Below are 13,116 nucleotides of genomic sequence, written 5' to 3'. Positions count from 1 at the left end.
TTAAACACCGAAATAGTCTACTCGTTGTCGAGGTATATAATTCCCTTGCTTTGTATAATACTCCTCTATTTCTAAGCATTGCAAGTCAATAGCATGTTTAATATCATGAATTGCATTTAGAACATATGAAACTTTATCAACATCATTGAAATTAATTAGTGATTTAGCTTTTTCCAGAAGCTGAGAATGCCCAAGTTCATAATCTATCTTAGAGTGCTCAAAGAAAGGTTCCAGCGTACCTTGTTTAAGGTTATACGTTTTATTAATATTATCAATAGCAATCTTTACTTCATTTTCATCATAATCATGAGATTCAATAACTTTTGCCACCAGAAATACAGATTCAGGATATTTACCAAACAAATATTTCATCATATTAATAAGATTTGAAGTCGAGACTAAAGGAATCGACGTTTCTACTTCCTCTTTTCTCATTCCCATTTTTAATAAACATCTCAACATAAATATTTCATGTCCAGCTTCCTGTAACCGATACTCTTCCAATATATTTTTCACACTCTCATTTGTCGTGTTTTTTATAGCAGAAGATATTGTTTCCGGAAATAATTTAATATAATGGTAGTTTTCCAGCATAAAACCTAGCAAGACATTATAGCTCACGTCACCATATAAAAACTTATTGAATAAATGTGTCTCTTCTATTTGCTCTGCCCACATCTCACAGGCAATAATGATCTTATCAAAAAAATTTTCTTCACTGACAATTTCTTCATTCCTTAACATTCCTATTTCATGAAGAGATGAAATTATGTCAACTATTCTATCTTTTGGCATTCCTGTTTTTTCATGAATATCTGTTATTGTATTATTCCCAGTGCAATATCCGCGTATTGTCATAAAATCTCTTGCATCATTTTTGTCTACTTCATATAACCCTTTGGTAAAACGCAAGTAATATTCATCGTCTTCATTTTGAGTCCATAAATTATGAATAAATTTAGGTGTTTCTAAATAATTCTTACTAGCCATAATGAGGCTCCTAGATTAAATGAAATATAGAGCCAGCAAATATGCTGGCTCCAACTCAAAAAATTAGCCGCACATTACTCCACCTAATTTTTTATTACTTTTTTTACTTACTTTTTTCATGTTCATAAGTTATCTCCTTGGTCTAGTTTGATTGTCTGAACCAATCAGACAATTGTACATTACTTATATAAATTTCAAAGATCAAACCAGATTTAACATTTTGTTAAAATTTAAGATACAGATCACAAACAAATGTAATGCTTATATTAAAAACAGCATCACTATTAAATATATAATAATCAGAATTAGTGAAATCATTTAAATAAATAATAAAAACAAATAATGACTTTATTTTATAAATTTCATTAGAAAAAATTCCTGATACGAAATGGAATATTACGCAATTCCTCATTGACGCGATGTAACAGATTTCCACTTCAATCTATTGATTAAAGCCGACCCTATAGTACAGAGGTCGGCAAATAATATGCTGGGGGAGAGTTTAATGGAATAATTATCGTGATTCAGCGTTGCTCACGCATAGATGGAATAACCATTTGCCAGACAAGGGATACGATAGCCAATACACCCGTCACTGCCCCTATCCATGTTAATGTTTCTAATCCCCACTCTCGTACTGTCGCGCCACCAATCACAGAGCCTAAAACGACCCCAGCATTAAAAGCCGCGATATTCATTCCTGACGCGATATCCATTGCATAGGGTGTGTGACGTTTCGCCAGCATGAGTATCCTTGACTGCAATGGCGGAATTGCTCCATAAGTGGCCAATCCGAGTAGAGCCGTCAAGCCAATCATCAGTAGAGAATGGGTCAGACTGAAACTCATAGCGGCAAGCACAACCGCAATACCGACAAGAAGAATCAGTGATGCGAGATCCATTCCTTGTCGATCAGTCAATCGCCCACCCCAAACCGTACCAACAGCAGCACCAATACCATAAGCAAGCAATACTCCACTGGCTGTTTCAACACTTACCCCTGTAATACTCAGTAGTATAGGGGTAATAAAGGTGTACAAAGCAAAAGAAGCGGTATAGGAAAGCATTGGAACGCTCGCCCCTGCCAGTAAACGTCGATCAAAAAGTATGGTTAGATGGCGCCAGCTAGCAGATGTCTTCACAATCTGTTCTCCGGCATCTTTTGGCATTTTAAATCCAATACCAAGCGTTCCCAGCAACCCGCAGGCTGAGATAATTAAAAATATCACTCGCCAATCCAATATACTACCAAGCCAAGTTCCTGCCGGCACCCCTAAAGACATGGCAATGGTAACACCACCGAATACCAAAGCGAGGGCTGTTCCGGCACGTTCAGATGGAACCAGCCGAGTCGCAACACCGGAAGCCACAGCAAAAAAGACCCCGTGTGCCAAACCAGATAACAAACGTGCAGCTAAAAGAAGAGCCAAATTTGCTGATGCAGCTGCTATCAGATTTCCAATAGTAAATACCAACATTGCGGTAAGAAGTAAGCGTTTCCTCGACCAATTAGATGCCAGTGCCGTCAAAATAGGTGCCCCGATCACAACACCTAATGCATAGGCTGTCACCGTTAACCCGATACTGGTTACATCTGCGTCAAGATTTGCTGACATCACCGATATCAGCCCAATAGTGATGAACTCCGTAAACCCTATCGCGAATGCACAAAGCGAAAATACGTATATCACGAATGGCATTAAAAATTCTCCTTATACGCTCAAAACGCGCCAACCTGAATTCAAAGTAAGTCACCAGTATCAGGCTTCCATTTAGTGCAATAAATATTCATAATGGATAAAAACTTATGATAGGACGTCACTAGTGGTACTTCGTAACCTTGAAGATCTAAGTGTATTTATCAGAATCATCGACACAGGCAGTTTCACTGCTACCGCTCAAGCCTTGGGACTGTCTCCCACCACTGTCAGTAAACAGATTGCACGTCTGGAGAAAAATCTTGGCGTAGTTCTCTTTGTACGAAGTACCCGTTCATTGCGCATTACTCCTGAAGGCAAAGCAATCGCTGAAAAAGTGAGGGCGGCGCTGACACTGGTGGAAGAAGCGACTGAAATTGCCAAGGATGGAAGTGAATCTCTCACAGGTTTGATTAGACTTACCGCGCCAGTACCGCTTGGTCGAACTTATGTCGCGGCAGCAATTGCAGAGTTTAGAAAAAAATATCCATCAGTAGGATTCATCTTGCATTTGACAGATAAAATTGTTGATCTTTATAAAGTTGAGATGGATTTAGCTATCAGAGTCGCAAATTTAACTGATTCAGGTTTAATTGCCAGACGCTTAACAGATAACAAACGAATTTTAGTCGCATCACCTGATTACCTCAGACTGCATGGCGAACTTCAGCACCCAGAAGAGCTGATTAACCATCATTGCCTGCTTTTTTCCGCCTCCGGAAATAAGAGTACAATATGGTCACTACACGATAGGAAAGGCACTAAAGCTATCTCACTCTCAAGTGATTTAATCGCTAATAATGGTGATGTCTTGCGAACTTGGTGTACGGCAGGTTTAGGTATAGCACTGCGAGAAACATGGGATGTAGTCGATTTAATTCGCGCAAAAAAACTCATCCAGATACTGCCGGAATGGCAAGAAGAAACCTCGCCAATTAATCTAGTGAGAGCCGGGAAACGGCCTGTTCCGCAGCGTATCAAAAGCTTCATCGAGTTTCTCACCGAGGAATGGAGAATTCCCCCGTGGGAAAAATAGCTGAACAAGCCGGTAAACTGATAATCATCCCGACTTGTTCCTGCCATCTTACAAAATACTTTGAATGACGCCACCATCAACACGCAGGGCAGTACCCGTTATTGCAGAAGCGAGTGGTGAAGCTAAAAAGAGAACAGCATTGGCGACTTCTTCAGCAGTGGCTAACCGACCCAGCAACGATGCGGGACGTGCTGTTTCAATAAAGCGTTTTCCTGCTTCTTCCATTGAAAGTGTTGGGTCCGTGATAAGTTCTCTGACAAATCGCTCTACCCCTTCACTTTCAGTGGGTCCAGGTAAAACGCTGTTGACAGTGACTCCTGTTCCTGTAGCAGCTTGTGCGAATCCTCTTGCTGCTGCGACTTGAGCCGTCTTGGTCAGGCCATAATGTGGCATTTCTACCGGGATTTGTAAGGCTGACTCACTTGAGATGAATACCACACGTCCCCATCGTTTCCCAATCATAAGTGGAATGTATGAACGTGCCAGACGAATTCCACTTAGGACATTAATATTAAAATAATTAATCCATTCATCATCGCTAATTTCAAAAATTGGCTTAGGAGAAAAAATTCCGGCGTTATTAACCAGAATATCAATATCCGGAAAATTTTTGTTAATGAGTTCACAGCCTTCTTTGGTGCCAACATCAGCAGCTACAGTAAAAACGCGATCCAAGCAGTTAAATTTATTAACCGCCTGTATGAGCCTCTCTTCACTTCTTCCATTCAAAATGACAGAAGCACCAGCCTTATGCATACCCTGAGCAATAGCTAATCCAATCCCTGCTGTAGAACCTGTTACTAATGCAATTTTCCCTTTTAAATTTATATTCATATAACCCTCTATTCATCTTCTGTCAGCCAAAATGAGTCTTAACCTATTTTTTAATTAGATAAAAGGAGTCACTCCGCCATCGACTAAATAATTTGCCCCAGTAATGAATGCAGCAGATTCTGAGGCCAAAAATAAGAGTAAAACCGCCACTTCTTCAGGTTGCCCTAACCGACCAACAGCGATATCAACTTCTTCAATATAACGTTGCAATGCTTCTTCACGTCCAACTTTATACTTTTGTTCAAGCTGAGTTATCAATCCTTCAGGTTTATCGTAGATAGAGGTATGAATAAAAGCTGGAGAAATAACATTAGATCGAATGCCATATTTTCCAAACTCCCTTGATATCACCTTAGACAGAGTTAGAACTGAAGATTTCAAGATACTGTAATCAGGGAGAATCAAATTTGGCATTAATGCTGCTTCAGAAGCGATATGGAGTAAAATACCCTTTTTCTGATTGCACATATAAGGTAGTACACCGCGAGCCATTCGGATGTAACCAAGCAGATTGGTTTCGATTGTAGAATTCCAGTCGTCATCGGTTACATCAAGAAAACTTTTCCTCGGTTCTACTAATGCAGCATTATTAATCAGGATATCTATCTTCCCAAATTGGCTGATGGCTGTATTGATAAGACCATCAATATCTGAGGGATCTCTGACATTAAACTGATAAGGAAATAGGTATTCCCCTCTCTGCAACTCATAAAGTTTCTCAAGGTTAATATCCGCTCCTATAACATACGCCCCCGCATTTAAAAATTCCGTGGTAGCAGCAAGCCCAATACCTGAACCTGCCCCAGTGATGATTACTGCTTTACCCGCTAAACTACGCTCCATCAGTATCTCCTACAGCAACATCTCGTTTGATCTGGTTAATATGTACAACGATTCGTGCTTGTTTTGCGACAAAATAATTTGGCACCGAATAGGCAATAGTTGCGAAGTCAAACTTTCCATCTTGATTGAAGTCCGCCGCCGCTACCGAAAGAGTAAAATATAACATCTCATCATGCTGCCCGGTGGATATAAGAATTGGATCAAAGTGTTCATCTTTACGCATTTCTATAACTTTATGATATTAACTTAAATACATGGAAATTTGCATTACAATATAAGAACTTCTATTATGAATTTTCGTCATGAATATACATCACAAGACTCTATATAAAAATAAAAAATAAGATAATAATAAATGGTTATGAAATAATGAGATCATAAATTTAAAATCATCATATATAATTTAGAATAGAAACAATAAAATCTCATTGATTTAATTTTCAATTTTTGGCATTCATTCCTTATGGTGACATTTCTCAGGTTTGAAGTATCTTATAAATTATTTTTCAAAAAAATCGATCACCTGAAAGGAACTTCGTCCAGTTTTACGGGCTACTCAGTAATCCAAAATCACTCAACGGATCGCAAGTTATGACAATCGTAGCGCTGATATCCCGATGAACGCCCCGGATGAAAAATGATCCAGAAAACCTAGAATGAAGATGACACATGCAGATTAATCTCCGTGTAAAATACCTCACTACAAAATAGTCACTATAGAAATAATTAAACAGCAACGATGTGTAACAATAATTACCATATCAATGGTAATTATTTCCAATAAAAATTAATTAACATCGGTATTATTTATTTTTATTCAAAATAGATATGCATTACAAATGAGATGATGAAATCAACTATACGGATAATGACTAATCATACAGTAAAATTTCATATTACAATTTTATCACTATTTAAAATAATGCTTATATAACGATTTGACAGAATAAATAGATGCTATTTTGTCGTGTTATTCATTCCAATCAGTATTTCTTACTGCTAATAGTGTACTTAATTGACATTAGGACAATATAAAAATAAATATCATCTGTGCATTATCAAATTTCGTGTAAATAAATACTGATAATTACCCTATAGAATAATATCAAACAAATAGTTAATAGCTGGGAGTAAAATTATTTTTTATAAAAATATCATTTCTTATTCCTTAAATTTATCGATACCATTAGTGTAAAATAGCTACAAAACCGGACAGATCATGGTGATCTTCCGGTCTATTTTTTATTTATGTGCTGTTAGAATATTCGCCCTATTCAGGCAATATATGTTGTTTTCGGAAAAAAATTGATACGCCCATTTAAAAGAAAAATGCAGGTGTGATCATAGAGTAGCTTTAAATTTAATCGGTTATCAAGGGGCAGGATATTTACCACTATCAATTTTCAATTGTTGATTCTGCTGCCAGGCTTTCTGAAACCGTTCTGGATTGCTGGCAGTGTAATGCATGGTGTGACGAATATTACGATGCCCCAAATAATCCTGAATCAGCCGGGTATCTAATCCTTGATTAGCCAATTCAAACCCGCAGGAGTGTCGCAACTTGTGTGGGTGCAACCTAATGGATAAACCCGCCTGTTCTCCGTATCGCCCCATTAAAACATGAACCCACTGACGTGATAATTTTCCGCCTTTTCGTGAAGGAAACAGCCACAAAGAAGCGCAATATACCGAGTTGTTATTTCTGATTTTAAGCCATTTTAAGATAAGTTCTTTTTCTGTTTTTGAGATAGGGTGTGTTGTCGAAAATCCATTTTTTAACCGCTTTATATAAATGGTTTTCCCTGCGATATCGATATCGGAGACTTTTAATGAAGTCAACTCACTCACACGTAGGCCATGAATATAAGTTAAGTATAGCAGACACTGATCGCGCTCTTTATTTGTACCATTGTTTAATACAGAAAAAACACGATTCCATTCGTCTTGTGTTATATATTTTCTCATGACTATCTCCAATAAAGCGAATCCAGCACTACTTTAATTAAATACATTCTGTTTGAGCAGAATGTCAGCACAACAAAAATTTTTTTATGTTTTCCGTTTTATGGCAATAAACTTCCCTCTGATCAATGAGCATCAGTAAACAATGGTTTGGAGATCATTTTTCAATCTGTTACGTCAAAATTTTTAGCTTGAGTAAGTATATGACCTATTTGAAATTTTGCAGAATATAAATAAAACCTAAATCACAAAAAGCACAATAAATAATTATAAAAAGCAATGAACAGTGTAGTCAGACTTACATAATAAATTAGCAATATTATTTTGTGTCTATTTTTTAATCTCAAAAATAACGCAATACTCGTTGTTTGATCGTGAGAGATAAAAAATAATTTTAACCTATGCGTCAAATAGAACAATTCATAGACAAAATTGGGCTGTCTGCCATTGGTAAATGAAAACAAAAATTAGTAGCAATTAATCACACCGTTTTAATTGATCATATTTATTTATATTTAAAGTTGTTTTTATTTTATCCTCTCCAGGATACCCAGCCAATTGAGTAATAAATACATAACTATATGTTTTAATTAAATTAATTAAAAAAACATATCTTTACCATCAAAAGATACTCTTCATAAAACCATCAAATCCTTCTTCTTGATCTCCATTATATTTAATATGTTTGCTAACAAAAGTTATATTGATCAAAAAATGATTTTATGTTGGAATAAAAATCTACATATAAGACATAAATCAGACAAATAACCCAATCATTAACTAATTAATAGATTTTGTTAACTGCCTTATGATGTATCAAGTCAGCCAATGTCGTCTGGTCAGCATTCTATTTTCGGCATTACTGGCGTTTTTTTATTGTTATAGGTATAGCTATGCACAGAAAATTCGATAAGTCGTGGCCACAGAATCAGTATCCTTTGCTGAAACGAATGGCTTGGGCGAACATTATCATCCAACTGGCGTTTCCAGTAGCAGGTACATTTACTCCCATTATCGCCGCAGCCAAAACGCATACGACTTCTCACGATCAACAATTGACGGCACTACCGATAAAACCTTATATCCTGAAATCCGGGGAAACGATCGATTTAATAGCTAAACGTTATAGCCTAACCGTCGATGATCTAAAAAAAATCAATCAATTGCGTACCTTTAGCAAACCCTTTTCAACATTGGGTATCGGTGATGAAATTGATGTACCCCGACCTCGCCTCAATAAATTTCTGCCTTGTAATTATTCTCCGTTAGACGAATCTGACAGCAAAGATGAGACAAATAGCCGTCTGTCTAATGCCGCTATTCGCGTTGGCGATGTGTTGAAAAGTAATGACATAAGCAATAGCGCAAAAATTCAGTTAAACGGTCTCGCAGTCAGTGAAGTCAATCAGCAGATTCAGAATTGGCTGGGGCACTACGGCACCGCACGGGTACAGATAAATATAAGTGATCGGGGTCGATTAGATGGCAGTCAGCTTGATATGCTACTCCCCCTGTATGATACAAAGAACCAACTGACGTTCACCCAATTCGGCCTGCGTCGGCTGGATAAACGCAATACCATCAATCTCGGTGTTGGACAACGCCGTTTCTTTGACGGCGGAATGCTGGGATACAACGCCTTTTTTGACTATGACTTTACCGGAGAGAATACCCGAATAGGGCTTGGTGCTGAATATGCCCGCGATTATCTGAAGCTGGGTGCTAATGGTTACTTTCGCTTAAGCAATTGGAAAGAATCCCCTCTTCTGACCGATTACGATGAGCGCCCGGCTAATGGCTTTGACCTGCGGATTCAGGGCTATGTACCTGCTTTGCCACAACTCGGTGGCAAGTTGATGTATGAACATTACTTCGGGGATGAAGTTGGGTTACTCAATCAAAATCATCGCCAGAAAGATCCTTCTGCCTTCACCGTAGGAATTAATTATACGCCGATCCCATTGCTGACTTTCGGCATTGATCGGAAGCAAAATACTTCCGGTGGTGGAGAAACCCTGTTCAATATAGAGTTGAACTATGAAATAGGTACACCATGGGAGAAGCAAATTGATCCCGATGCCACGGATTTCAAGCGCACCCTGCAAGGCAGTCGCTATGATCTGGTCGACCGCAATAACCAGATTGTTCTGGAATACCGCAAGCGTGAAGTTATCCATCTTACAATGGACCGTCTGATTACCGGACATGCTGGTGATATCAAGCCGCTTCACCTTACCGTGGTCAGTAAATATGGTCTGAAAAATATTCAGTGGGAAGCCGTAAACCTGTTTGCCGATGGGGGTGAGATCGAGCGCCAAGGCGGTTCTCATTATCTGCTGACTCTGCCGGAATACCACCATCAGGGCAACAATACTTATATTCTCAGTGCCGTGGCCTATGATGAGCACGGCAATGCTTCTCAGCGGGTAGAAACTCAAGTACAGGTGCTGCCAGCCGCAGTACGTGACAATAAGTCCACTTTCACAGCAAAAGATAATGAACTGCTGGCTGATGACCGTGCCACCACCATGCTGAAATTAACCTTAGAGGATAAAGAGGGTAAGCCAATCCGTGATGTTGCCGACGATATCAAATGGGTTACTAATCAGTTGGGTGGAGAAGGCAGCGATCCGACGATCGGAAAAATAAAAGAAACTCAACCAGGTGTCTATGAAGCCATACTCACGGCTGGAAAAAAAATAGGGATACTAAAAATTACGCCTGAAGTGGATGGAGTTCATATCAAACCATTAAAAATCACATTTGTGCATCCTGACGCACCGTTTGTCAAAAATCTGACTATTGTTGGTAAATTGGAGATCGGGCAAAAATTGAGTGCAACTTATACTTTTAACCCTAATGGGGGCGAAAAAGTGGATAAATCCCGCTATGTATGGGGTGACAAAGGTAATATCGATATTACTAACAGTCATACGATCGTCGAATCAGGCAAGCTCCCTAACTATACATTGGAACTGTCAGATGCTGGCCGGGTAAAAGCCGTTGCAGTGCAGGCACAAAATGGTCTTGGACTCATCGGGAATACTATGATTGTTAATACCAGCATGAGCCAAGAGAGTGGCAACCGTACTCACGGCGGCAGTGAAGGCGGAAAAGTCAGAGGGATTGCGGATGATATCGCTGCCACAGTGAATACTGATAATACTAAAAAAAGCAACACAATAACTTTGACCGTACAGACATTCAATCACGGGCAACCCGTCAGAAATGTGGCCGTTGAGGTGCAAGCGACCCAAGCAATAAACCGCCAGAATAAACCTCAGACGATTACCGTGCTGATAGGCGGCAAACCTGCTCTTTATCAAGGCGTGACAGATGAGCAGGGCGTACTGTCTATTCCTATCACCGATCCAAACGGGAACGGTGTAAAAACTTCTTTTAAGATAACAGCATATGGTTCTGCAAAACCTAAAACTCAGGAGCTCATCTTTACCGTCCCGACCAGCCCCGATACCCCTCTGGCAAACTTTTGGGGACATATGTCCGAATCAGTAATGGGTGCCAATGGCGCTGTCTTTATGCGCCCTCAGTTGCAAGTTGAACTGAAAGGAAAGATGAAAGGGTTGGCCACATTTTTTGAAAGCGGTGAGATATGGCCACGTCGGGTTTACAAAGGCGCTGAATGGTACTGCGGAAAAATACATGCCAATTTGCCAACACAAGAGGACTTACAGAGCCTGTATCGTGCATATTCGGCAAATGAAATGCACGATCTGCACGGCTGGCCACAACATCGCTCTTATCGTTCTTCAACGCCTGCAGAGGGTAACAAAGTGCATATTGCCGTGAATATAGACAATGGATTTGCACATCCCATTGAGGACAACATTGTCAGCGATTATGTCATTTGTCGTCAGTAAAACAATTAATATTTGACATACACACCCGCCTCTCAAAGGGGCGGCTCATCCTCTATCTTCTCAACAGAATGACTTTCTCTTCCCAATGTCCTATTGACGGGCTTAAATTTAACCTTTGATAATGGCGCTCTAAATTTATTTATAAAAATTAATCACATAATGAAAATAGAAAAATATGCATGAATTTAATCTTGTTTTGTTACTACTTCAGCAAATGTGTGTCTATTTGGTTATCGCCTGGCTGCTGAGTAAAACGCCTCTGTTTATCCCCCTGCTGCAAGTTTCCGTTCGCTTGCCACATAAGCTGATGTGTTATGTCATTTTCTCCATTTTTTGCATTATGGGGACGTATTTTGGATTGAGTGTCAATGATTCCATCGCCAATACCCGCGCCATCGGTGCTGTACTGGGTGGCTTTCTCGGCGGGCCGGCGGTCGGGGCTATGGTAGGATTCACCGGGGGATTACACCGCTATTCCCTTGGTGGAATGACCGCGTTTAGTTGTATGGTGTCCACTATTGTAGAAGGCATACTGGGCGGCCTTGTACACAGTTATCTGATGAAGCGGGGACAAATCAATAAGCTGCTGAATCCGTGGACTGCCGCCATCGTCACCTTCCTGGCTGAATGTATCCAGATGAGCATTATCCTGCTGCTTGCCAATCCGTTCAGTGATGCTCTTAAGTTGGTGAAAAATATCGCCGCTCCCATGATCATTGCCAATAGCATCGGAGCGGCCATGTTCATTCGGATACTGCTCGACAGGCGCGCCATCTTTGAAAAATATACCAGCGCCTTTTCTGCCCAAGCCCTGAAAATCGCCGTCTGTACAGAAGGAATACTGCGTAAAGGGTTCAATGAGGATAACAGTATGCGCGTAGCAAAGGTTATTTATCAGGAGTTAGAGATCGGGGCGGTTGCAATCACCGACAGGGATAAATTACTGGCGTTTATCGGCATTGGCTCCGATCACCATTTGTCTGGTACTCCCATTGTTTCCGAGCAATCACACCGTGCGATAGAAAATAATGAAGTCGTGTATGCCGATGGTAATGAAACGCCCTATCGCTGCTCTCTCAGCCCAATCTGTAAACTCGGCTCGGCTTTGGTGATCCCTTTACGGGGAGAAAACCAACAGGTGATTGGCACCATCAAACTTTATGAAGCTAAGAATTGTCTATTCAGTTCAATCAATCGTACATTAGGTGAGGGCATTGCCAGCCTGCTTTCTGCCCAAATTCTTGCCGGACAATACGAGCGGAACAAGCAATCTTTGCTGCAATCAGAAGTAAAGCTACTTCACGCGCAAGTAAATCCTCACTTTTTATTTAATGCCTTAAATACGTTACAGGCGGTGATCCGGCGGGATAGCCAGCAGGCCGGGCAGCTTGTACAATATCTTTCAACATTTTTCCGCAAGAATCTGAAACGACCAGAGGAAATTGCCACGCTGGAAAATGAGATAGAGCATGTGAATGCTTACTTACAAATAGAGAAAGCCCGTTTCCGTGAGCGTCTCCAGATTGCCATAGCGATACCTGAATCCCTGCGCTGCGCAAAATTGCCCGCCTTTTCCCTGCAACCCATGGTAGAAAACGCCATAAAACATGGCACTTCACAGTTACTGGATACAGGCCGAGTTACTATCCGAGCCCATCAGAAAGCTAATTTATTACTGGTTGAGATTGAAGATAATGCAGGACTTTATTGTCTAAAAAAAATAGGGGATGGACTTGGAATGAGTCTGGTAGATAAACGTCTTCGGCTTCGCTATGGTGAGCGCTATGGTATGCGTGTTGATTGCCAACCAGAAAAATTTACCCGTGTCATTTTATGTTTACCATTGGAAAAAGAAACTGACAAAGCAGTGTAA

9 protein-coding genes are annotated in these 13,116 nt (G+C 40.0%); 3 read left to right on the top strand and 6 right to left on the bottom strand.

Annotation, left to right across the window (positions count from 1 at the left end; all coding sequences use genetic code 11):
* Both XBJ1_RS01700 and XBJ1_RS01695 read right to left on the bottom strand, forming a co-directional pair.
* Complete coding sequence (locus XBJ1_RS01700; RefSeq protein WP_012986994.1) at positions 1-990, bottom strand: iron-containing redox enzyme family protein; 990 nt, start codon at positions 988-990, stop codon at positions 1-3.
* Positions 991-1,514: 524 nt separating this feature from the next.
* On the bottom strand, positions 1,515-2,690 hold the full coding sequence (locus tag XBJ1_RS01695; protein ID WP_012986992.1) for an MFS transporter: 1,176 nt from the start codon (positions 2,688-2,690) through the stop codon (positions 1,515-1,517).
* Positions 2,691-2,814: 124 nt separating this feature from the next.
* Between XBJ1_RS01695 and XBJ1_RS01690 the strand changes: the two genes are divergently transcribed.
* Complete coding sequence (locus tag XBJ1_RS01690) at positions 2,815-3,723, top strand: LysR family transcriptional regulator (protein ID WP_012986991.1); 909 nt, start codon at positions 2,815-2,817, stop codon at positions 3,721-3,723.
* A 48-nt stretch (positions 3,724-3,771) separates the two neighbouring features.
* Here XBJ1_RS01690 and XBJ1_RS01685 read toward each other — a convergent pair whose 3' ends face one another.
* The 4 genes from XBJ1_RS01685 to XBJ1_RS01670 form a co-directional block, all read right to left on the bottom strand.
* Positions 3,772-4,557, bottom strand: a complete 786-nt coding sequence (locus XBJ1_RS01685; protein ID WP_012986990.1) for an SDR family NAD(P)-dependent oxidoreductase — start codon at positions 4,555-4,557, stop codon at positions 3,772-3,774.
* A gap of 54 nt (positions 4,558-4,611) precedes the next feature.
* Positions 4,612-5,400, bottom strand: coding sequence for an SDR family NAD(P)-dependent oxidoreductase (locus XBJ1_RS01680; protein WP_012986989.1), 789 nt, complete (start codon positions 5,398-5,400; stop codon positions 4,612-4,614).
* The gene (locus XBJ1_RS01675; protein ID WP_012986988.1) at positions 5,390-5,623 is read right to left on the bottom strand and encodes an FG-GAP repeat protein; all 234 of its coding nucleotides are present in this window, start codon (positions 5,621-5,623) and stop codon (positions 5,390-5,392) included. The genes XBJ1_RS01680 and XBJ1_RS01675 overlap by 11 nt, the downstream gene beginning before the upstream one ends.
* 1,148 nt (positions 5,624-6,771) lie before the next feature.
* Positions 6,772-7,365, bottom strand: a complete 594-nt coding sequence (locus tag XBJ1_RS01670; protein ID WP_012986987.1) for a tyrosine-type DNA invertase — start codon at positions 7,363-7,365, stop codon at positions 6,772-6,774.
* An 890-nt stretch (positions 7,366-8,255) separates the two neighbouring features.
* Here XBJ1_RS01670 and XBJ1_RS01665 point away from each other — a divergent pair.
* Entirely contained in the window at positions 8,256-11,243 is a 2,988-nt protein-coding gene (locus XBJ1_RS01665; RefSeq protein ID WP_012986986.1) for an inverse autotransporter beta domain-containing protein, read from the top strand.
* A gap of 175 nt (positions 11,244-11,418) precedes the next feature.
* Positions 11,419-13,116: a sensor histidine kinase gene (locus tag XBJ1_RS01660; RefSeq protein WP_012986985.1), complete on the top strand. Its 1,698-nt coding sequence runs from the start codon at positions 11,419-11,421 to the stop codon at positions 13,114-13,116.

Source organism: Xenorhabdus bovienii SS-2004 (genome assembly GCF_000027225.1).
Taxonomy (GTDB): Bacteria; Pseudomonadota; Gammaproteobacteria; order Enterobacterales; family Enterobacteriaceae; genus Xenorhabdus; species Xenorhabdus bovienii_C.
This window is presented reverse-complemented; position numbering and strand designations above follow the sequence as displayed.

Excerpts from the sequence above, each read along its gene's own strand:
- XBJ1_RS01680 (WP_012986989.1), bottom strand. The coding sequence starts at position 5,400 with ATGGAGCGTAGTTTAGCGGGTAAAGCAGTAATCATCACTGGGGCAGGT.
- XBJ1_RS01685 (WP_012986990.1), bottom strand. The coding sequence starts at position 4,557 with ATGAATATAAATTTAAAAGGGAAAATTGCATTAGTAACAGGTTCTACA.
- XBJ1_RS01695 (WP_012986992.1), bottom strand. The coding sequence starts at position 2,690 with ATGCCATTCGTGATATACGTATTTTCGCTTTGTGCATTCGCGATAGGG.
- XBJ1_RS01670 (WP_012986987.1), bottom strand. The coding sequence starts at position 7,365 with ATGAGAAAATATATAACACAAGACGAATGGAATCGTGTTTTTTCTGTA.
- XBJ1_RS01660 (WP_012986985.1), top strand. The coding sequence starts at position 11,419 with ATGCATGAATTTAATCTTGTTTTGTTACTACTTCAGCAAATGTGTGTC.
- XBJ1_RS01700 (WP_012986994.1), bottom strand. The coding sequence starts at position 990 with ATGGCTAGTAAGAATTATTTAGAAACACCTAAATTTATTCATAATTTA.
- XBJ1_RS01675 (WP_012986988.1), bottom strand. The coding sequence starts at position 5,623 with ATGCGTAAAGATGAACACTTTGATCCAATTCTTATATCCACCGGGCAG.
- XBJ1_RS01665 (WP_012986986.1), top strand. The coding sequence starts at position 8,256 with ATGCACAGAAAATTCGATAAGTCGTGGCCACAGAATCAGTATCCTTTG.